This window comes from Pararhizobium mangrovi (genome assembly GCF_006516965.1).
Classification (GTDB): domain Bacteria; phylum Pseudomonadota; class Alphaproteobacteria; order Rhizobiales; family Rhizobiaceae; genus Pararhizobium_B; species Pararhizobium_B mangrovi.
Genome location: NZ_VHLH01000019.1, coordinates 79,328 through 100,362, shown reverse-complemented (window position 1 = coordinate 100,362; position 21,035 = coordinate 79,328). Strand labels below are relative to the sequence as shown.

21 protein-coding genes are annotated in these 21,035 nt (G+C 65.7%); 6 read left to right on the top strand and 15 right to left on the bottom strand.

The features are described from left to right. Positions 1-86: 86 nt before the first annotated feature. Both FJU11_RS11140 and typA read right to left on the bottom strand, forming a co-directional pair. The gene (locus FJU11_RS11140) at positions 87-698 is read right to left on the bottom strand and encodes an exopolysaccharide biosynthesis protein (RefSeq protein WP_141167126.1); all 612 of its coding nucleotides are present in this window, start codon (positions 696-698) and stop codon (positions 87-89) included. A gap of 39 nt (positions 699-737) precedes the next feature. Then, positions 738-2,564 carry a translational GTPase TypA gene (gene typA / locus FJU11_RS11135; RefSeq protein ID WP_141167125.1) on the bottom strand — a complete coding sequence of 609 codons (1,827 nt, stop codon included), beginning with the start codon at positions 2,562-2,564 and terminating at the stop codon, positions 738-740. 296 nt (positions 2,565-2,860) lie between these two features. Between typA and gnd the strand changes: the two genes are divergently transcribed. The 3 genes from gnd (at position 2,861) to FJU11_RS18610 (ending at position 6,266) form a co-directional block, all read left to right on the top strand. Then, positions 2,861-3,862: a phosphogluconate dehydrogenase (NAD(+)-dependent, decarboxylating) gene (gene gnd / locus FJU11_RS11130; RefSeq protein WP_141167124.1), complete on the top strand. Its 1,002-nt coding sequence runs from the start codon at positions 2,861-2,863 to the stop codon at positions 3,860-3,862. Next, on the top strand, positions 3,859-5,253 hold the full coding sequence (gene zwf, locus FJU11_RS11125; protein WP_141167123.1) for a glucose-6-phosphate dehydrogenase: 1,395 nt from the start codon (positions 3,859-3,861) through the stop codon (positions 5,251-5,253). Before gnd ends, zwf begins: the two co-directional genes overlap by 4 nt. 290 nt (positions 5,254-5,543) lie before the next feature. After that, complete coding sequence (locus tag FJU11_RS18610) at positions 5,544-6,266, top strand: ROK family protein (RefSeq protein WP_268935205.1); 723 nt, start codon at positions 5,544-5,546, stop codon at positions 6,264-6,266. 272 nt (positions 6,267-6,538) lie between these two features. Here the strand turns inward: FJU11_RS18610 and FJU11_RS11115 are convergent, their stop codons facing one another. The 12 genes from FJU11_RS11115 to dgcN form a co-directional block, all read right to left on the bottom strand. Further along, positions 6,539-7,759, bottom strand: coding sequence for an argininosuccinate synthase (locus FJU11_RS11115; protein ID WP_141167121.1), 1,221 nt, complete (start codon positions 7,757-7,759; stop codon positions 6,539-6,541). Positions 7,760-7,851: 92 nt separating this feature from the next. After that, entirely contained in the window at positions 7,852-8,334 is a 483-nt protein-coding gene (locus FJU11_RS11110) for a hypothetical protein (protein WP_141167120.1), read from the bottom strand. Between the two features lie 10 nt (positions 8,335-8,344). Continuing rightward, complete coding sequence (gene rlmN, locus FJU11_RS11105) at positions 8,345-9,574, bottom strand: 23S rRNA (adenine(2503)-C(2))-methyltransferase RlmN (protein WP_141167119.1); 1,230 nt, start codon at positions 9,572-9,574, stop codon at positions 8,345-8,347. A gap of 137 nt (positions 9,575-9,711) precedes the next feature. Continuing rightward, the gene (locus FJU11_RS11100) at positions 9,712-10,224 is read right to left on the bottom strand and encodes an invasion associated locus B family protein (protein ID WP_141167118.1); all 513 of its coding nucleotides are present in this window, start codon (positions 10,222-10,224) and stop codon (positions 9,712-9,714) included. Between the two features lie 334 nt (positions 10,225-10,558). Next, the gene (gene pstB / locus FJU11_RS11095; protein ID WP_141167117.1) at positions 10,559-11,377 is read right to left on the bottom strand and encodes a phosphate ABC transporter ATP-binding protein PstB; all 819 of its coding nucleotides are present in this window, start codon (positions 11,375-11,377) and stop codon (positions 10,559-10,561) included. Positions 11,378-11,409: 32 nt separating this feature from the next. Continuing rightward, positions 11,410-12,246 (bottom strand): phosphate ABC transporter permease PstA, encoded by an 837-nt coding sequence (pstA, locus tag FJU11_RS11090; protein ID WP_141167116.1) that lies wholly within the window; start codon positions 12,244-12,246, stop codon positions 11,410-11,412. Positions 12,247-12,254: 8 nt separating this feature from the next. Next, positions 12,255-13,241 carry a phosphate ABC transporter permease subunit PstC gene (pstC, locus tag FJU11_RS11085; protein WP_141167115.1) on the bottom strand — a complete coding sequence of 329 codons (987 nt, stop codon included), beginning with the start codon at positions 13,239-13,241 and terminating at the stop codon, positions 12,255-12,257. A 4-nt stretch (positions 13,242-13,245) separates the two neighbouring features. Next, on the bottom strand, positions 13,246-14,337 hold the full coding sequence (gene pstS / locus FJU11_RS11080) for a phosphate ABC transporter substrate-binding protein PstS (protein WP_210242879.1): 1,092 nt from the start codon (positions 14,335-14,337) through the stop codon (positions 13,246-13,248). A 247-nt stretch (positions 14,338-14,584) separates the two neighbouring features. Further along, positions 14,585-15,478, bottom strand: a complete 894-nt coding sequence (locus tag FJU11_RS11070; protein WP_141167113.1) for a hypothetical protein — start codon at positions 15,476-15,478, stop codon at positions 14,585-14,587. 390 nt (positions 15,479-15,868) lie between these two features. Continuing rightward, the gene (locus FJU11_RS11065) at positions 15,869-16,723 is read right to left on the bottom strand and encodes a D-amino-acid transaminase (RefSeq protein WP_141167112.1); all 855 of its coding nucleotides are present in this window, start codon (positions 16,721-16,723) and stop codon (positions 15,869-15,871) included. 31 nt (positions 16,724-16,754) lie between these two features. Next, positions 16,755-17,747: an N-acetyl-D-Glu racemase DgcA gene (gene dgcA, locus FJU11_RS11060; RefSeq protein ID WP_141167111.1), complete on the bottom strand. Its 993-nt coding sequence runs from the start codon at positions 17,745-17,747 to the stop codon at positions 16,755-16,757. Beyond that, positions 17,744-18,742 (bottom strand): N-acetyltransferase DgcN, encoded by a 999-nt coding sequence (dgcN, locus tag FJU11_RS11055; protein WP_141167110.1) that lies wholly within the window; start codon positions 18,740-18,742, stop codon positions 17,744-17,746. The genes dgcA and dgcN overlap by 4 nt, the downstream gene beginning before the upstream one ends. A 29-nt stretch (positions 18,743-18,771) precedes the next feature. Between dgcN and FJU11_RS11050 the strand changes: the two genes are divergently transcribed. From FJU11_RS11050 to ppa, 3 genes are all read left to right on the top strand, one after another. After that, complete coding sequence (locus FJU11_RS11050; RefSeq protein WP_141167109.1) at positions 18,772-18,951, top strand: hypothetical protein; 180 nt, start codon at positions 18,772-18,774, stop codon at positions 18,949-18,951. A gap of 93 nt (positions 18,952-19,044) precedes the next feature. Beyond that, positions 19,045-19,551, top strand: a complete 507-nt coding sequence (locus FJU11_RS11045; RefSeq protein ID WP_141167108.1) for a GNAT family N-acetyltransferase — start codon at positions 19,045-19,047, stop codon at positions 19,549-19,551. A gap of 101 nt (positions 19,552-19,652) precedes the next feature. Further along, the gene (gene ppa, locus FJU11_RS11040; protein ID WP_141167107.1) at positions 19,653-20,186 is read left to right on the top strand and encodes an inorganic diphosphatase; all 534 of its coding nucleotides are present in this window, start codon (positions 19,653-19,655) and stop codon (positions 20,184-20,186) included. A 90-nt stretch (positions 20,187-20,276) separates the two neighbouring features. On the opposite strand, the gene FJU11_RS11035 is transcribed toward ppa, so the two are convergent. Continuing rightward, a complete protein-coding gene (locus tag FJU11_RS11035; RefSeq protein WP_141167106.1) occupies positions 20,277-20,567 on the bottom strand; it encodes a YggT family protein in 291 nt (96 codons plus the stop codon). Between the last annotated feature and the right edge of the window lie 468 nt (positions 20,568-21,035).

Sequence of the window (21,035 nt, the reverse complement as noted above, 5' to 3'; positions counted from 1 at the left end):
CATCCGGTCCCTCCCTGGACTCTGAAGTCTCACAACCTCAGCATCCCCGGTCCGGACCGGATGGACAACCTAATGAAAGCTCACAGCTAGATGAGAAGCGTGATGGCGGTTATGGCGCCCGCCGCGCACACCACCGCAGCGTAGCCGAGCATCGCGAAGAGCCCGTCGCGCGTCACGTTCGCGATCGCGAGCAGCGTGACGACGGCACCCATCATGCTGGCCGAGAACGGGATCAGTTCGAGGAAGGGCATGATGAGCCCTGCCGCGAGGCAGATCAGCGGGCTCAGCCAGGAAAGCGGCCTGTGCATGAGGGCCGAAAGCCGCGGCCGCGTGACGCGATCGATGAAACCGACGGGCTTTTCGAGCGCGTTCACGGCCGTTTCGAAGCGTTCGCGCTCCACATGCCGGCGCATGAGCCATCCCGGCAGCCAGATGTGGGAGCGTCCGATCAGCCATTGCGCCGCGATCAGCACGATGCATACGCCGCAAACGCTCGAGAGTCCGGGAATACCGCTCAACGGCGACACGGCGATCAGTGCCGGCACGAGAAGCAGCGGTCCGAACGAGGCATCGCCGAGCGACTTCACGATGTCGGCGATCGTCAACTCGCTGCCCGAGCCGGCTCCGACCGCGGATTGCAGGATGCCAGCGACGGCACGATCGGCGTTTCCGGCGGTATCGTTCGTTTCCGCCGTCATGCGTGTCGCGCGCCGACGCGGCGCGTACGCCCTGTTTCCTCAGCCGGCACTGGCGAGCTTCCCGCGCTCGAAGCGCTTGCGCTCGTGCGGGTCGAGGTAGCGCTTGCGTAGCCGGATCGTCTTCGGCGTGACCTCGACGAGTTCGTCGTCCTGGATCCAGGCGAGCGCGCGTTCCAGCGTCATGCGGATCGGCGGGGTGAGCTTGATCGCCTCGTCCTTGCCGGAAGCGCGCATGTTGGTGAGCTTCTTGCCCTTGAGAACGTTCACCTCGAGGTCGTTGTCGCGGTTGTGGATGCCGACGATCATGCCCTCGTAGACCTTCTCGCCGGGATCGATGACCATCGGCCCGCGATCCTCTAGGTTGAAGAGCGCGTAGCCGACCGCCTCGCCCGCCTCGTTGGCGAGGATCACGCCGTTGACGCGTCCGCCGATCTCGCCCTTGTAGGGCTGGTATTCGTGGAAGAGGCGGTTCATCACCGCCGTGCCGCGCGTATCGGTCAACAGTTCGGACTGGTAGCCGATGAGGCCGCGCGTCGGGGCGTGGAAGACGAGGCGCACGCGATTGCCGCCGGACGGGCGAAGCTCGATCATGTCGGCCTTGCGTTCCGACATCTTCTGCACGACGGCGCCGGAATGCTCCTCGTCGACGTCGATCGTGATCTCCTCGACGGGTTCGAGCGGCTGGCCGGTCTCGTCCTTCAGCATGACGACGCGCGGACGCGAGACGGCGATCTCGAATCCTTCACGGCGCATGGTCTCGATGAGGACGGCAAGCTGCAGCTCGCCGCGGCCCGAGACGTGGAAAGAGTCCTTTTCCTGCGATTCCTCGATCTTCAGTGCGACGTTGCCTTCGGCCTCCTTGAGAAGCCGGTCGCGGATGACGCGCGAGGTGAGCTTCGTTCCCTCCGTGCCGGCGAGCGGCGAATCGTTGACGATAAAGGTCATCGTCACCGTCGGCGGATCGATCGGCTGGGCCGTCAGCGCCTCGCTGACGGACGGGTCGCAGAAGGTGTCGGCGACGGTGCCCTTCGTCAGCCCGGCGATCGCGACGATGTCGCCGGCTTCGGCCTGGTCGACCGCTTGGCGCTCGATGCCGCGGAAGGCGAGGATCTTCGAGACGCGCCCGTTCTCGATCAGATGGCCGTCCTGGCCGAGGACCTTGACCGACTGGTTGGCCTTCAGCGTGCCGGACTCGATACGGCCGGTGATGATGCGGCCGAGGAAATTGTCGGCTTCGAGAATGGTGCCGATCATGCGAAAGGGCCCGTCGATCGTCTGCGGCGCCGGCACGTGCTCGAGCACCATGTCGAGAAGCGGCGCGAGGCCCTCGTCCTTCGGTCCCTCCGGCTCCACGTTCATCCAGCCGTCGCGGCCCGAACCGTAGAGCGTCTGGAAGTCGAGCTGCTCGTCGGTGGCGTCGAGCGAGGCGAAGAGGTCGAACACCTCGTTCAGCACCTCGTCGGCGCGCGCGTCCGGCCGGTCGATCTTGTTGATGGCGACGATCGGACGGAGCCCGACCTTCAACGCCTTGCCGACGACGAACTTCGTCTGCGGCATCGGCCCTTCGGCCGCGTCGACGAGCACGATCGCGCCGTCAACCATCGACAGGATACGTTCCACCTCGCCGCCGAAATCGGCGTGGCCGGGCGTGTCGACGATGTTGATGCGCGTGTCCTTCCAGACCACCGAGGTGGCCTTGGCGAGGATGGTGATGCCGCGCTCCTTTTCCAGATCGTTGGAGTCGAGCACGCGCTCGGCCACCTTCTGGTTTTCGCGGAAGGTGCCGGACTGCTTGAGAAGCTGGTCCACGAGCGTCGTCTTCCCATGGTCGACATGGGCGATGATCGCGATGTTGCGCAGGGCCATTGTTGTTGGGTCTCTTCGGGAGCTCGTGAGAAAAAGCGCGGCGGCGTGCGGTTTCGCATCGCCGGCATTCAGGCGCTCATACATGGTTTCGCAGCGCGGGAAAAGTGCCAGCCGGCGGCTGCGCGCTTTCACGGCCGGGTCGGCACGTCTCGCACGTCCTTAGCCGGACCGGACGAACCGCCGCACCGTCACTCGATGCGAAACCTTGAAGTCGCTCGCGAGTTCCTTGCCCGAAGCCATTTTCGCCGCCGACGGGCAAGCGCTCGGCGAAGACCAACGACATCGAGGATGAAGCCATGCAAATCGGAATGATCGGCCTTGGACGAATGGGCGCCAACATGGTTCGCCGTTTGATGCGCGACGGCCATGAATGCGTCGTCTACGACATCGACGCCGACAGCGTTGCGGCACTCGTGGAAGAGGGCGCGATCGGCGCGGAAAGCATGGAGGAGTTCGCCGGCAAGCTCGAAAAGCCGCGTACGGCCTGGCTGATGCTGCCGGCGGCGATCGTCGGCGAGAACGTCGCCACGCTTTCGGGCTTCATGGAAGCCGGCGACATCGTCGTCGACGGCGGCAACTCCTATTACCGCGATGCCGTCGACATGGTGACCCGCCTCAAGTCGACGGGCATCCATTTCGTCGATGTCGGCACCAGCGGTGGTGTCTGGGGCCTCGATCGGGGCTACTGCCTGATGATCGGCGGTCCGGACGAGGCGATCGAGCATCTCACGCCGGCCTTCGAGACGCTGGCCCCCGGTGGCGACGGCGCGACGCCGGCCGAGCGCGGCTATCTCCACTGCGGACCGACGGGCTCCGGGCATCTCGTGAAGATGGTCCATAACGGCATCGAGTACGGCGTGATGGCCGCCTATGCGGAGGGCATGAACGTGCTCAAGGCCGCCAACGCCGGCAAGAGCGACGTCGAGGCGAACGCCGAGACCACGCCGCTCGGCAACCCCGAATACTACCAGTTCGACATCGACGTCTCGCAGGTCGCCGAGGTATGGCGCCACGGCTCGGTCATCGGTTCCTGGCTTCTCGACCTGACGGCCGAAGCGCTGAAGGGCGATGCCGAACTCGAAGGCTTCAAGGGTCGCGTTTCGGATTCGGGCGAAGGGCGGTGGACCGTCAAGGCGGCGATCGACACGGGCGTGCCGGTGCCGGTGCTTTCCTCCGCACTCTTCCAGCGCTTTTCCTCGCGCGGCGAGTCCGAATACGCCGATCGCCTGCTTTCGGCGATGCGATACGCCTTCGGCGGTCATGTCGAGAAGAGCTCGGCGGAGAAGGCAGGCAAATGACCCCACCGCGTTCCGATGCGCTCGTCCTTTTCGGCGCGAGCGGCGATCTCGCCCACAAGAAGATCTTTCCCTCGCTCTACCGCATGGTGAAGTCCGGCCGCCTCGACGAGCCGATCATCGGCGTCGCGCTCGACGATTGGGACGACGAGGCGCTGCGCAAGCGCGCCCGCGACGGCATCGAGAAGGCGCACGGTTCGTGCGACGGGAAGACCTTCGACAAGCTCGCGCGGCTGATGACCTATGTCAGCAGCGACTATCGCGACCAGAAGACCTTCGAGAAGCTGAACATGGCGCTCGGCGAGGCGTCGCGCCCACTCTACTACCTTGCCATTCCGCCGGCGATGTTCGAGCCGGTGCTGCAGGGGCTCGCCCAGGCCGATGCCGTCGGGAGCGCCCGGCTGATGGTCGAAAAACCTTTCGGCCGCGATCTCGCATCGGCCCAATGGCTGAACCGCATCCTGCACGTCGTCTTCGAAGAGGAGGCGATCTTCCGGATCGACCACTTCGTCGGCAAGGAGGCGATCCAGAACCTCCTCTATTTCCGTTTTGCCAATTCCTATCTCGAGCCGCTCTGGAACCGCGATCGCGTGGAAAGCGTGCAGATCACCATGGCGGAGGATTTCGGCATCGACGGGCGCGGGTCGTTCTACGATGCCGCCGGCGCGATCCGCGACGTGATCGAGAACCATCTTCTGAACGTCCTCATCTTCCTGACGATGGAAGCGCCGGCCGACCATACCCCGGAAGCGATCATCCAGGAGAAGCTGAAGCTCCTGAAGGCGATCCGCGCGCTGACGCCGGAGGACGTGGTGCGCGGCCAGTTCAAGGGTTATCTGGACGAGCCGGGCGTGGCCAAGGGCTCCAAGATGGAGACCTTCGCCGCCTGCCGGTTCAACGTCGATACCTGGCGGTGGCAGGGCGTGCCCTTCTACATCCGCGCCGGCAAGTGCCTGCCGGTCACCGCGACCGAGGTGATCGTACGCCTGCGGCGGCCGCCGATCTCGGTCTTCGACGACATCTCGCGCGGCGAGGGCAACTATTTCCGTTTCCGGCTCGGCCCGGAGGTCTCGATCGGCATCGGTTCACGGCGCAAGGCGGCCGGCGACACGATGGTCGGCGAGCAGGTGGAGCTTTCCGCCCTCGACGACACGACCGACAACATGGAGCCCTACGAGCGGTTGATCGGCGACGCGATGAACGGCGACGACGAGTTGTTCACCAACCAGCACGCCGCCGAAATGGCCTGGCGCATTGTCGACCTGGTACTCGACGACGCCGTGCCCGTTCACCCTTACGAGACGGGTTCGTGGGGGCCTGAAAAGGCAATGGAGGGCTTCGCGCCGCGTGGCGGGTGGATCGACCCGCAGCCGAGCCCGAAGAACAGGAGGTGATGATGGCCGATACCCCATCCGGTACGGACACCGGCAATGCCCGGCCTGCCGCAAAGCGCAGGGTCGGGAGGCCGAGGAAGGACGAATCGAAGCCGGCGACACCCAAGTCCGCGTCGCCGAGAGCGGCGCCGAACGGCAGGTCGGGCGCTGGCCGAAAGAGCGAGCCGGCGGAAACTGCCCGCACCGGGGGCGCGAAGGCAGCCACGTCCCCGTCCAGCCGGAAGACGCGGGCGCCACGCGAGGCCGCCGCGTCCCGCACGCGGGCGAAAGGCGAGCGGAGCGAACGACCGGTGCGAGGACGCCGCAGAGCGGCCACCACCGGCGCCGCGCAGGAGGGTCGCACCCCCGTCGTGCTCGCGATCGACGTCGGCGGCTCGCACATTAAGGCGATGGTGAGCACTGTCGTCGGCGAGAAGCGGCGCATCGAGACCGGCAAGCACATGTCGGCCGAACGCATGGTGGCCGCCATCCGCGAACTCACCGCCGATTGGGAATACGACGCCGTTTCCGTCGGCTATCCCGGCGCGGTCGCGGACAACGCTCCGGCGTTGGAGCCGCACAACCTCGCTCCCGGTTGGAAGGGGTTCGACTTTTCGGAAGCCTTCGGCAAGCCGACCCGTGTCGTCAACGACGCCATGATGCAGGCGATCGGCAGCTACCAGGGCGGTCGCATGCTTTTCCTCGGGCTTGGAACCGGGCTCGGATCGGCGATGATCGTGGAAAACGTCTGCGTGCCGATGGAACTCGCGCACCTTCCCTACAAGCGCCGGAAGACCTTCGAGGACTTCGTCGGCGAGCGCGGCCGTAAGCTCCGCGGCACGAAGAAGTGGCGTAAATCCGTCGCGCGCGTCGTCGAGCGGCTTTCGCTGGCGCTGGAGCCGCATGAGATCGTGCTCGGCGGCGGCAACGTCAAGAAGCTCAAGGCGATGCCGCCGCTCTGCCGGGCCGGCGAAAACGAGAACGCCTTCCTCGGCGGCTTCCGCGTTTGGACCGACGAAAGCCTCAAGCTTTAGTCTCACGTACCGACGTCATCCTCGGTCTCGACCCGACGATCTGACCACCTGTCCATACGATTACGGTGCCGGTTGCCAGCAGTATTGCGCTGTTCACGCTCGATCCGGCACGTCGCCCGTATCGAGACGGGGTTGGATCCTCGGGCTCGACCCGAGGATGACGTCGGGAGGGTGTCGATGTCTCTTGGACAGGTCTCCGCAGTGCCGCACAGAAGCGACATCGTAGGCGCTTTCAACCGGGAATGAACGGCTTCAGGCGGCTACCGCGCCCGTCAGCCCCGTTTGCGGGCGGCGAGCGTCCTGAGGCGCAGGGCGTTCAGGCGGATGAAGCCGGCGGCATCCTTCTGGTCGTAGGCGCCGCGGTCGTCCTCGAAGGTGACGAGGGCGTCCGAATAGAGCGACTTCTTCGATTCGCGCCCGATGACGATGACGTTGCCCTTGTAGAGCTTGAGCCGCACCCGGCCCTCGACGTCGGCCTGCGAGTGGTCGATCGCCGCCTGCAGCATCTCGCGCTCCGGCGAGAACCAGAAGCCGTTATAGATCAGTTCCGCATAGCGCGGCATCAGCTCGTCCTTAAGGTGGGCGGCACCTCGGTCGAGCGTGATCGATTCGATCGCGCGGTGCGCGGCGATCAGGATCGTGCCGCCGGGCGTCTCGTAGACGCCGCGCGACTTCATGCCGACGAAGCGGTTTTCGACGAGATCGATGCGGCCGATGCCGTTGTCGCGGCCGTAGTCGTTCAGCGCCTGGAAGAGCGTCGCCGGCGACATCGACTTGCCGTTCAGCGCGACCGGATCGCCCTTTTCGAATTCGATCTCGACGATGGTCGCCTCGTCGGGGGCTGCCTCGGGCGAGAGCGTGCGCTGATAGACGTCCTCCGGCGGTTCCTCGGCCGGATCTTCGAGCACCTTTCCTTCCGACGACGAGTGGAGCATGTTCGCGTCGACCGAGAACGGCGCCTCGCCGCGCTTGTCCTTCGGGATCGGGATCTGGTGCTTTTCGGCGAACTCGATCAGGTCGGTGCGCGACTTCAGCGTCCAGTCGCGCCATGGCGCGATGACGCGGATATCCGGGTTCAGCGCGTAGGCGGAAAGCTCGAAGCGTACCTGGTCGTTGCCTTTGCCCGTCGCGCCGTGGGCGATCGCATCGGCGCCTTCCTCCGCGGCGATCTCGACGAGGCGCTTGGAGATGAGCGGCCGGGCGATCGAGGTGCCGAGCAGGTAGACGCCCTCGTAGAGCGCGTTGGCCCGGAACATGGGAAAGACGAAATCGCGAATGAACTCCTCGCGCAGGTCCTCGACGTAGACGGACTTCGCCCCCATCATCTCGGCCTTCTTGCGGGCCGGCTCCAGCTCGTCGCCCTGGCCGAGATCGGCGGTGAACGTGACGACCTCGGCGCGAAGTTCGCTCTGCAGCCATTTGAGGATGATCGAGGTGTCGAGCCCGCCGGAATAGGCGAGAACGACCTTCTTGACGTCTTTGAGGTCGGCCATGTTCGGTCCTGTCGTTTTCGAGCGCGCAAGGCGCGAACGCTTCTGCGAAATCGCGCGCAATGTAGCCGGATGCCTCTAGGAGGCAAGCCGTGTCATTCGTCCGTTTCGATGGCGGTGTCGCGACGCCCCTTCTGGCTCGGCAGCCAGCTGCCGGCACGGTGGCCGACGAGAGCCCAGTAGACGAGGCCGGCCGCCAATCCGCAGACGAGATCGGCTGCCACCGCCCGGGGAAGGAGCGAGAGGCCGACGTGATTTTCCACGCCGAGCGCCAGTACGATCGCCGCGAGCAGGACGCCACCGAGCAGATAGGTGAAAAGCCCGCGCAGCCGCGCGATCTCGCCGATGACGATCAGCGCCATCGCCGGAACGAAGGCGGCGTGCGCGAAGACGCTTGCGAGCCCGGCGATGCCGACGATCAGGCGAAAGTCGATCCCGTGCCGCGAAAGGCTCGCGAACTGGTCCGGCGCCATCGCACCGTAGAGCGCGACCTGCACGAGGGCTGCGACGAGGCAGGCGAAGGCGAAGGCCACCGCGACGCCGACGAGACGGAAGAGCAGAAGGATGAAGTTGCCCACGCCGGTGCGTTCAGCCCGTGGCCGCCGCTTCGGCAGAACCGGTGGCGGCGACACGATCCTTCTTGCGCATGCGCTCGGACTGCGACTTCAGCTGACCGCAGGCGGCCAGGATGTCGCGTCCTCGCGGCGTGCGGATCGGCGAGGCGTAGCCTGCATGGTTGACGATGTCGGCGAAGGTTTCGATCTGCTCCCAGTCCGAGCATTCGTAGGCCGAGCCCGGCCACGGATTGAACGGGATGAGGTTGATCTTCGCCGGAATGCCCTTCAGCAGCTTGACCAGCGCGCGGGCATCGGCCGGACTGTCGTTGACGCCCTTCAGCATCACGTATTCGAAGGTGATGCGGCGCGCGTTCGAAACGCCCGGATAGTCCCGGCAGGCCTGCATGAGTTGCTCGAGCGGATACTTCTTGTTGATCGGCACGAGTTCGTCACGAAGCTCGTCGCGCACGGCGTGCAGCGAGATGGCGAGCATCACGCCGATCTCCTCGCCGGTGCGGTAGATCTCCGGCACGACACCGGACGTCGACAGCGTGATGCGGCGCTTCGATAGCGAGAGGCCGTCGCCGTCCGAGGCGATGAGCAAGGCAGTCTTGACGTGCTCGAAATTGTAGAGCGGCTCGCCCATGCCCATCATGACGACGTTCGAGACGCGCCGGCCCTCGGCCGGAACGATGGCGCCGTCCGGCGTGTCGCGGTCGGGGAAGTCGCCGAGCCGGTCGCGTGCGAGCAGGATCTGCGAAAGGATCTCGCCGGCCGTCAGGTTGCGCACGAGGCGCTGCGTGCCGGTATGGCAGAAGGAGCAGGTCAGCGTACAGCCGACCTGGCTGGAAACGCACAGCGTTCCGCGTCCTTCTTCGGGAATGTAGACGGTCTCGACGTCGACCGGACGCCCGGCACCGCGCGCGGGAAAGCGCATGAGCCACTTGCGCGTGCCGTCGTTGGAGACCTGTTCGTCGACGATTTCGGGACGGGCGATGGTGTAGCGGACGGAAAGCGCCTCGCGCAGTTCCTTCGATACGTTGCGCATGGCGTCGAATTCGCCCACGCCGCGCACGTAGAGCCAGTGCCAGAGCTGGCGCACGCGCATGCGTACCTGCCGTTCCGCAACGCCGCAATCGGCAAGCGCTACGGCGAGTTCGTCGCGCGTCATGCCGATCAGCGAGGGCCGTTCGTCGGCCGATGCCGGCGGCACGGGCGCTTTCGCCCGCGTCCGAGGGCTGAGGTCGATCGATACGGACATCGCCGGCTCCGTGGAAATCCATGAATACGAAAAGGCGCGCCATAGCACCAAAGCGCGCCTTCGTCATCATGTGGGATCGTTGCGTGCCGGAGTCAAAGCGTGAGGGTCGGTGCGCTTCGTCCGGTTCCGATCGCTTGCTACTTGCAGTCCTGGATGCGGTCGAGAGCGGCCGACACGCCGGAGAGCGAGTAGGTGTATTGCGTCTTCGTCCCGCGCGAGGAGACGGCGTCGACCGTCATGTTCGAACCGCCGCGCATCGCCTTGACGAGGGCCGGCTCGCGCGCGGCATTCTCGACCCAGGCGGAATTGCCCTTGGTAAACAGCGTGAAGTTGCTGTCTCCGTCGATGCTCGTGTCGACCTTCGAACCGTCCTTGAGCTCGTAGCCCATCATCGCCTGCGGCTCGTAGGTGACGTTCTGGCCGGGACGCTGCGAGATCAGGAAGAAGACGTCGCCGTGATTGACGTCGGTCGGCTTTTCCGAGGTCGGCACGGAGAGCACGTAGCAGATCTTGCCCTTGTCCGACTGATAGGAATAAGCGCCCCAGGCGTTGAACTGCTTGATGCGCGTTGGGGTCTGCGGCGCGGCGGCGGCCGCAGCCGTGCCCATCAGGAGGGCTGCGAGCGTGAGTATGTAATTCCGTGGTGCCATCGTGTTCCTACCGGTTACCTTTCGACATGCCGTGCACCGCCCGGGCCGATCGACGGCGGACGGTGTAACGAGGCTTGCTTCGAATTTTACGAGAACGGGGTTACCGAATCGTCAAGATATCGCCTCGTCGAGCTCGCGAAAACCATCGCAGACGGTTGGGCCGACCGGCGCACCGAAACGGTGCCCCACGCATTCGCCCCCCGAATACCCGTCTTCCGGGCTCGCGACGTGTGTCAAAAAAGAAAGAGGCGAGAGTTTGGCGACTTCTTGTTCGCGGGCCTGCCGGCGACGACCTGTCCCATCGCCGGACGGGCGCGTAGACGCGACGTGCGGATCAGCCGAACCTGCCGGTGATGTAATCGCGCGTGCGCCGTTCCTTCGGACGCTCGAACATCTCGTCGGTCGCGTTCGTCTCGACGATCTCACCGAGATACATGAAGACCGTCTTCTGCGAGACGCGGGCCGCCTGCTGCATGTTGTGGGTCACGATCACGATCGTGTATTCGTCGCGCAGATTGTCGAGGAGGTCCTCGATCTTCGCCGTCGAGATCGGGTCGAGCGCCGAGGTCGGTTCGTCGAGAAGCAGGACCTGCGGGCGAAGCGCGATCGCCCGGGCGATGCACAGGCGCTGCTGTTGCCCGCCGGAAAGACCCTGGCCGTTCTGTGCCAGCTTGTCCTTGACCTCCTCCCAGAGTGCCGCCCCGCGAAGGGCGGTCTCCACGCGTCCGTCCATCTCGCTGCGCGACAGCTTCTCGTAGAGCCTTATACCGTAGGCAATGTTGTCGTAGACGGACATCGGAAAGGGCGTCGGCGACTGGAAGACCATGCCGACCTTGGCGCGCAATGCGGCGACGTCCGTGCGGGCGTCGAGGATGTTCTTGCCGTCGAAGCGGATCTCGCCGGTCGCCCGCTGGCCGGGATAGAGCGCGTAGATGCGATTGAGGACGCGCAGAAGCGTCGACTTGCCGCAGCCCGACGGTCCGATGATCGCCGTCGTCTCGTGGCGTCGGACGTCGAGGTCGATGTCCTTCAGCGCGTGATGCTGGTTGTAATGGAAATCGAGGCCGCGGATGGCGATCTCGATATCGCGGCGGGACCGCTCGCCGACGGCGTCTGCGGCCTCGTGCGTCGGTTCGTTCAGGGCGGTATCCATGGGAATGGTCTCCGTCGTGGATTGGCGTTTCGTCACTTGGCCGTCCGCTGGAAGATCCGCGAAAGGATCGAAAGCGCCAGAACGGCGAGCGTGATGATGAGCGCGCCGGCCCAGGCGAGCGCCTGCCAGTCGTCGTAGGGGCTCATGGCGAACTGGAAGATCATGACCGGCAGATTGGCGATCGTGCCGGACATGTCTGTGGAAAAGAACTGGTTGTTGAGCGAGGTGAAGAGCAGCGGCGCCGTCTCGCCGGCGATGCGGGCGAGCGCGAGAATGATGCCCGTCGTGATGCCGACGCGTGCCGAACGGTAGCTGACCGAGGTGATGACGCGCGCCCGACTGGCGCCGAGCGCGTGCGCCGCCTCGCGCATGCTGGAGGGCACGAGGTCGAGCATGTCCTCCGTCGTTCGCACGACCACCGGAATGGCGATGATGGCGAGTGCGGCCGATCCGGCCCACCCGGAAAAGCCGCCGGACGGTGCGACGATGATTTCGTAGATGAAGAGGCCGGCGAGGATCGACGGCTTGGCGAGCAACACGTCGTTGACGAAGCGCACCACGGACGAAAGCCACGATCCGCGGCCGTATTCGTTGAGGTAGGTGCCGGCGAGAATGCCGATCGGGGTCGCGACCAGCATGGCGACGCCGACGAGGAGCAGGCTGCCGACGATGGCGTTGGCGAGCCCGCCCGCTTCACCGGGTGGCGGCGTGTTTTCCGTAAACAGCGTCGGCTTGAAGGCGGAAAAGCCCTTGTAGACGAGGATCGCGAGGATCCACGCCAGGATCGCGACGACCAGGACGGTCGCGAACACGATGAGGCCGCGGGCGATGCGGTCGGCGATGATACGGCGGCGGACGACGGCGTTCACGGGGGTTCCTACGACGAAATGCGCTTCAGCATGAGTCTTGCGAGCGCGAGAACGATGAAGGTGATGACGAAGAGCAGCAGGCCGAGCGCGATCAGCGCCGAGGAATGCATGTCGGTATAGGCTTCCTGGAATTCGTTGGCGATGGTCGAGGCGATCGTGTTGCTCGGCGCGAAGATGTTGGCGGTAATGCGGTTGGCGTTGCCGATGATGAAGGTGACGGCCATCGTCTCGCCGAGCGCACGGCCGAGGCCGAGGAACACGGCGCCGGTGAGGCCGCCCGCGCAGTTCGGAATGATGATGGCACGCGCCACCTCCCAGTCCGTCGCGCCGATGGCGTAGCCGCTTTCCTTCAGGCGCTTGGGCACCGTGGCGATGACGTCGCGCATGACGGCTGCGATGAAGGGCAGGATCATGATGGCGAGCACGACGCCGGCCGTCGCCATGCCAATGCCGATCGCCGGGCCGGAGAAGATCGACGAAAGCACGGGCACGTTGTCGAAAAGCGCGATGATCGGCGCCTGGACGAAGGTGCGGAAGACCGGCGCGAAGACGAAGAGCCCCCACATGCCGTAGATGATGCTCGGGATCGCGGCCAGAAGCTCGATCGCGACGCCCAGCGGCTGGCGCAGCCATTCCGGGGCGAGCTGGGTGATGAAGATGGCGATCGCAAAGGCGAGCGGCACGGCGATGACGATGGCGATCGCTGAGGTGATGAGCGTGCCGGCGATCGCCGGAAGCGCGCCGAAGACGCCGGTGACGGGGTTCCAGGTCGTCGTCCACACGAAGGCCGGACCGAACTTTGCGAGCGCCGGCCAAGCGCCGATCGTCAGCGAGACGAAGAAGCCGCCGAGGATTAGGAGGACGAAGAGAGCGGCTGCGAGGCACAGGCCCGCAAAGGCCCGCTCGAAGGCGCTGCCGTTGAAGAAACGGACCGACCGCCGGGAATCCCCGGCGGCCGATGACGTTGCAACGCGCTGTCGGTCGACGAGCGCCATCGTCTTACTGGCTGTTGCCGTTCATGGGCCAGATCGGCTTGCCGTCGGCCATCAACTGGTCGTGCCACTCGGTCTTGATCAGCTTGACGACGCTGTCCGGGAAGGGAACGTAGTCGAGTTTTTCGGCCGCCTGGTCGCCGTCCGCGTAGGCCCAGTTGAAGAAGTCGAGCACCGTCTTGATCTCCTGCGGCTTCTGCACGTCCGTATGAAGCAGGATGAAGGTCGCCGCGGTCATCGGCCAGCTCTTCGCACCCGTCTGGTTGGCGAGGATGAGGTAGAAGCCGTCGGCTTTCTGCCAGTCCGCACCCTTGGCGGCAGCCTGGAAGGTCTCCTGCGAAGGCGCGACGACGTTGCCGTCCTTGTTCTTCATCTTGGCGTAGGTCAGCTTGTTCTGCAATGCGTAGGCGTATTCGACGTAGCCGATCGAGTTCTGGATCTGGCCGACATAGTTCGCCACGCCCTGATTGCCCTTGCCGCCGGTACCCGCCGGCCACTGGACCGACGCGTCGACGCCGATGTTGTTCTTCCAGTCGTCGGAAACGTCGGCGAGATAATAGGTGAAGTTGAACGTCGTGCCCGAGCCGTCGGAGCGATGGACTACGGAAATGTCGGCGTCCGGCAGGTCGACATCGGGGTTGAGCTTCTTGATGGCGTCGTCGTTCCACTTGGTGATCTTGCCCATGAAGATCTGGGCAAGCGTCGGACCGTCGAGAACGAGCTGGCCGGGCTCGAGGCCTTCGACGTTCATGATCGGCACGATGCCGCCCATCACCGTCGGGAACTGCATCAGGCCGGCCTGTTTCAGCTCGGCGGGCTTCAGCGGCTTGTCGGACGCGCCGAAATCGACCGTGTTCGCCTCGATCTGCTTGATGCCGCCGCCCGAGCCGATGGCCTGGTAGTTCAGCTGAACGCCCTTCTTCTGCTGGTAGGTCTGCGCCCACTTGGAATAGACCGGATAGGGGAAGGAGGCGCCGGCGCCGGTGATCCTTTTGGCCAGCTTGTCCTGCGACTGGGCGTCGGACTGGGCGTGGGCTGCCGACATCGCCATGACGGCCGCCATCGCGCCGACGGCGAGGCTCGCAAGCGTGCGTTTCATGAAGGGTGTCTCCTTGCGTTCGGTTGCGTGCGACGCGCGTTCGGCGCGTCTCCTGCCGGATCTCGCCTCCCTCGGCGGGACGTTTCTATCGGCTCCGGCGAGCCGGGCGGACCATGGACCCGTTGTGTGACAGGCGGATGAAGGTCGGCCGTTTTGCAACCGTGATGCGAGGCGAACGCCGCTCCGAAACGCAAGACGCGCCGCCGGAAGGCCGGCGACGCGTCGTCAAGCGAATGGAAAGACCGATTTACGGCTTTCCGGGACCGTGCGGCGGCATCTGTGCGGGGCCGCCCTGGGGTCCGGGACCGCCCATCGGCCCGTGCGCACCCTTCCAGCCCGGTCCGCCTTCACGTGGACCGTGACCACGCATGCCCGGTCCGGCGCCGAAATCGCGGTCGTGGTGCCAGCCGTGATGGCGCCCGTGATGCATGCGCGCGCGCTGCATTTCGGCGGCCATCAGCATGCGCGCTTCGGCGAGTTGGTCCGGATCGAGCGTCGACTGGAGCGTGTCCATCGCGTCGCGCAGCTTCTGGGCTTCCTGCCCGCGTTCGATGCTGTTTTCGACGATCCGGTCGAGTGGGCCGAAACCGCTGTCGGGCCCGCCGTTCTGCGCTTCCTGCGATCCCTGTTCCTGCGGACCGGGACCGGCCTGATCTTTAGGGCCGGGTGCTGCCGGCGGTGTCGCGTCACCTTGCGGATTGCCCGCGTTCGGATCGACCTGACCGGGCCCGCCCTGCGGTCCGGCATCCATCGGGCCGGAATTCGAGCCGTCTGTCATGTCCGGACCGGGACCACCCGGACCGTTATCCGTATCGCCGGCCATATCGCCGAAATCCGGCGGACCGACGAAATCGACGAGCGCGGAGGTGAAGGCACGCCAGGCGTCGAGCTGGTCGGAACGAACGCCGATCGCCGTCTCGACGGCGGCAAGCTTGCCCGCGAGCTTCATCTGGAAATGGGCCGAGCGCATGTCGTGGCGGTGCATTCCGCCCATGCCGCGCATACCGGGATCCGCGCGCTTGTGCGCACCGGGGCCCATGCGCCCATGGGCGTCGGGACCCATACGTCCATGGCCACGCTCGCGCGGACCGTGTCGCATCATGCCGCGCTCGCCCGTTTCGCGCTCTCCGGGTTGCGACATACGGGCTTGCCCGGGTCCTGCCTCGCCGGGTTTCGGAGGCATGGGAGGCGGCGCCTGTCCGGGCGCCTGGCCTTCGGGCTGGCCGGGTGCCGGCGGCTGACCCTGCGTAGGTGTTTGACCGGGCGCGGGCGGCTGCTGCGGCGCCTCAGCCGTCGGAGCGGCCTGGGCAAGCGAGGGCAGGCTGGTCGCGACAAGCGGCACGGCCGCGAGTGCCGAGACCAGGGCGGTCGTCGTCATCATTCGTTTGAAACAGGACATGGTCGGCCTTTCGATTGGTGTCGAGGACCCCTTCGACGACCAAGATAGCCCGCTGATCATGCTCGTTCTAGGGCATTCCTCATTGCAAATTTGTAACGTTTGGCGAACGCAATCCGTAGTCCGAAGGCCACTTCAGGCTGCGAGCGCTTCGAGGTAGATGCCGCGCAATCGCCGGGCCAGAGGGCCGACGGACCCGTCGCCGATCTTCGCGCCGTCGATGCTGACCACCGGCATGACGAAGGCGGAGGCCGAGGTCACGAAGGCTTCCCGCGCGGCCTTCGCCTCATCGATCGTGAAACCGCGTTCCTCGACCTTCAGGCCCGCTTCCTCGGCAAGTGCGAGGACCGCCCGGCGGGTGATGCCGTGCAGGATCGCGTTCGAGAGGCCTCGGGTGACGATCGTGCCGTCCCCGGTCACGATGTAGGCGTTCGCCGAGGTCGCCTCGGTCACCATGCCGTCCTCGACGAGCCAGGCGTCGTCCGCGCCTTGGGCCTTGGCTTCCATCTTCGCCATCGACGGGTAGAGCAACTGGACGGTCTTGATGTCGCGCCGGTCCCAGCGCAGGTCCGGCAGGGAGACGACCGCCATGCCGCGCTCGGCGGCGGGGTTTTCGACGACCGCCTTCTTCTGCGTGAAGAGCACGAGCGTCGGCGTGGTCGACGTGTCCGGATAGAGGAAATCGCGGTCGGCCGCGCCACGGGTCAGTTGCAGGTAGACGAGGCCCTCGTCGATGTCGTTGCGGCTGACGAGTTCCTCGTGAATCCCGCGCAGCTTCGCCTCGTCCACTTCGGCGGGCATCGAAAGCTCGGCGACGGAGCGCTTCAGCCGGGTCACATGACCGTCGAAATCGATGAGCTTTCCGCCGACGACGGCCGTCACCTCGTAGACCGCATCGGCAAAGAGGAAGCCGCGATCGAAGACGGAGACCGTCGCTTCACTCTCCGGCACGTAGTTCCCGTTGACGTAGACGATGCGTTCTTCGCTCATGACGCGTTCCTGTGTCTGGTCGCTTCGCGCTTCAGCCCCAAAGGGCGGGCTCGGCGGGATGGATACCGTTTTCGTCGAAGGCGAGCGCCGGCTCGCGATCCTGCGAAAGAAGCAGCGGCCCGTCGAGATCGACGATCTCCGCGCCTTGGGCAAGCAGGATCGCCGGCGCCATGGCGAGCGAGGTGGCGAGCATGCAACCGACCATGATCTTGAAGCCTTCGGCGCGCGCCGCGTGCTCGAGCGCCAGCGCCTCGGTCAGCCCGCCCGTCTTGTCGAGCTTGATGTTGACCATGTCGTAGCGGCCGGAAAGCGCATCGAGCGTCGCCCGGTCGTGGCAGGATTCGTCGGCGCATACGGGAAGCGGACGCGCGATCCCTTCGAGCGCCTCGTCCTTGCCGGCTGGCAGGGGCTGCTCGACCATCGTCACGCCGAGACCCAGGAATTCCGGCGCCAGGAGTTCGTAATCGGTCGCCGACCAGCCTTCGTTGGCATCGATGATCAGCCGCGCGTCCGGCGCACCGCCGCGCACGGCCCGCAACCGGTTGAGGTCCATGCGGCCCTCGCCGCCGAGCTTGACCTTGAGGAGCGGGCGATGGGCGTTCTTCTCCGCCGCGGCCTGCATCGCTTCCGGCGCGTCGAGCGAGAGCGTGAAGGCGGTGACGACCGGCTTCGGCGCCTCGAGGCCGGCGAGCTCGTGCACCGGCTTGCCGGCACGCTTGGCTTCGAGGTCCCAGAAGGCGCAGTCGAGCGCGTTGCGCGCGGCACCGGCCGGCAGGTGTTCCTGCAGGGCATGGCGGTCCATGCCGCCGCCGATCGCCTCGCGGCACGCCTCGATCTCGGCGATGACGCCCTCGACCGTTTCGTCGTAGCGCGCATAGGGCACGCATTCGCCGTGGCCGGAAACGCCGGCCTTCTCGTCGGTCAGCGTCGCGCGCACCACCGTCGCGGCGGTGCGCGAACCGCGCGAGATGGTGAAGGCCTCGCGCAGGCGGAACTCCTCGGCGACGACCGAAAGCGTGATCATCCCGTCAGCCCCTCGGCGAGACGCTCACCGCCGTCGCGGAAGGGGTCGACCGTCGGGAGACCCATGCGCTCCTCGACTTCCTTCAGATAGGTGCGGGCGTCTTCGGGCGAGAGACCGGCGGTGTTGATGGAGATGCCGGTCACCTCGCAAGCCGGGTTGACGACGCGTGCGAGCGAAAGCGCCATGTCGCGCAGCGCCTCGAGCGAGGGAAGCTCGTAGTCCGGCAGGCCGCGCATATGCGTTCGCGTCGGCTCGTGGCACAGAACGAGCGCGTCCGGCTGCCCGCCATGGACGAGCGCCATCGTCACGCCGGAAAAGGAGGCGTGGAAGAGGCTGCCCTGGCCCTCGATGATATCCCAGTGGTCGGCGTCGTTGTCGGGCGTCAGCCACTCGACGGCACCGGCCATGAAGTCGGCGACGACCGCGTCGAGCGGCACGCCCTCGCCGGTGATGAGAATGCCGGTCTGGCCGGTCGCACGGAAGGAGGACTTGCGGCCTGCCGCCTTCATCGCCTTGTCGATGGCGAGCGTCGTGTACATCTTGCCGACCGAGCAGTCGGTGCCCACGGCAAGGCAGCGTTTGCCGGTGCGCTTCTTGCCGTTGGCGATCGGATACTTCACCTGCGGCACGCGCACGTCGAAGAGTTCGGTGCCCGCCTCGTCGGCCGCCTGCTTCAGTTCGGCGATGTCGACGAGATGGTCGTGCAGGCCGGCGGCGACGTCCATTCCGGCCTCGACGGCTTCCATGAAGACCGCCCGCCAACTTTGCGAGATCACGCCGCCACGGTTCGCAGCACCGACGACGAGCGTCTTCGCGCCGGCTTCCTTCGCCTCGGCGATCGTCATGTCGTCGAGGCCGAGATCGGCCTTGCATCCTTCGAGCCGGTACTGGCCGACGCAGTGCTCTGGCCGCCAGTCGTGAATGCCCGTCGCGACCTTCGCGGCAAGCGGGTCCGGCACGTCGCCGAGGAAGAGAAGATAGGGCGTTTTGAGCATGGCTACCGTCGGCTCGCAGACAGGGATCGATGGGCGGCAAGGACCGCTGGAAAGAAGGGTTAAAGCGCTTCCGCGAAGAGGTCAAACCGGTCGCGGGGCGAAAACGTCCGATCGCCGACGACCGGGTCTCGCGGCGTTTGCGGTGGCGCGCGGGGAAAGGCGCCTGCGGCAACGGCACGCGCTTGCCCGCAGGCTTAACAAAAGGTTAAATGGCGCCACGTGTGCAAGAGATCTGTGGGTAGCTGCCAGTTCGGCCCGCCCCATGGATTCTCGCCGGCTTCGGCAGGGACTAGGCTGATTTCATGACCACGCTGACCATCGATGTCCGGCCTGCCGAACCCGACGACGCCTTGGCGATCGCCGATGTCCACCGCGCCGCGTGGATGCAGGCCTATACGGGCATCATCCCCTTCCGCAGCCTGCGGGCGATGATCGAGCGGCGCGGCGTGCGCTGGTGGCAGCGCGCCATCCGCGGCTCGACGAGCATCCTCGTTCTCGATGTCGGCGGTACCGTCGTCGGCTACGCCACGCTCGGCCTCAACCGTGCGCGCGCGCTGCCGCAGGAAGGCGAGATCTACGAACTCTACCTGAAGCCGGAATATCAGGGCGCCGGGCTCGGCTCCCGCCTCTTCGACGAGGCGCGCCGGCTCCTGGGCTCGCTCGGCTGCCAAGGCCTCGTCGTCTGGTGCCTGGCGGAAAACGAGATGGCGCTTTCCTTCTACGCCGCAGCCGGCGGACGCGACGTCGCGGAAGGGTCGGAAAGCTTCGGCGACAAGCGGTTGAAGAAGGTCGCGTTCACCTTCGCCTGAACCGACCGGCCGGCGGGGCGACGGGCGTCGCGGTTGCAAAGCCGCGGGAAGCGGACTATGCCGCGCCGGCATCAGAAGAACGCCGGACCTCGGAGGCCAGCATGAACATCGACGCGATCGCCATCGGCAAGAACCCCCCGGACGACCTCAACGTCGTGGTCGAGGTCTCGATCGGTGGTCATCCCATCAAGTACGAGATGGACAAGGAAGCGGGCGTGCTTTTCGTCGACCGCTTCCTGCACACCCAGATGACCTATCCGGGCAATTACGGCTTCGTGCCGCACACGCTCTCCGACGACGGCGATCCGATCGACGTGCTGATCTGCAACACGCGCCCGCTGATACCCGGCTGCGTGATCAATGTACGCCCGATCGGCGTGCTGGTCATGGAAGACGACGGCGGCAAGGACGAAAAGGTCATCGCCGTCCCCTCGACCAAGCTCACCAAGCGCTACGAGACGGTGATCGAATACGACGACCTGCCGAAGATCACGCTCCAGCAGATCGAGCACTTCTTCCAGCACTACAAGGATCTGGAAGAAGGCAAGTGGGTGAAGATCTCGGGCTGGGAAGACGCCGCCACCGCGCGCCGCATGGTCATCGAGGCGATCGAGCGCTACGACAAGGCCGGCTGAGCCCGCTGCGATCTGCGCCGACGCAATCTCTTGCGGAAACGCCCCGTGCCGACAGGTCACGGGGCGTTTTTCGTATAAGCCTGAAAGGCTCTAGATCACCATCGGGAACAGCGTGTTCCACATGAAGGTGCGGATGAAGAAGATGATGAGCAGGAGCACGATCGGCGATATGTCGAGCCCGCCGAGGTCCGGCAGCACGTTGCGGATGGGTCGCAGCGCCGGTTCCGTCGCCTTGTAGAGGAACTCGCCGATCATGCCGACGACCTGGTTGCGCGAGTTGACGACGTTGAAGGCGTAGAGCCAGGAGAAGATCGCGCTGCCGATGATGATCCACGTGTAGATGCTCAAAGCCAGATCGATCGTCTTGAAAAGGGCTAGCATTGCGGTCTCCGAAGGAATGCGTGCGGTGGGAGCGGCGGCCGAGGATTTCCGGCCGAGCGAGTAGGCGGGTTGCGGCAGGGCCGGTGCGAGGATCGTATTCTCGCGTGGCGCCCATGATGTGCGGGCCGGCCGGCCGTCGACGGGCGGAAGCGCGAACGACCTCCGTCTTCATCCGCACCAAGGCGTGAGCGGTTCGCCAGCGCATCTGCGGCCGGGCGCGCCGAAGTCGGTCCCCCGCGCATACGTCCGGCGTCTCCGCTTCGCCCCGATACCCCGAACCCGCCGATATTCAAGCCCTTTCGCCGTTTCGCGCACCATGTAGACGTTCGTTCCCCATGCGACAAGCCTGCCGCATGTGGGCAATCCGCGCATGTCTCACCGAACGCTGCGTCGGACAAATGCGCCGGGTCGGCTTCCGTATGAACCCGAAAGGCTCTAAGCAGGCGCGACATTGCCTTGAAAGTCGTT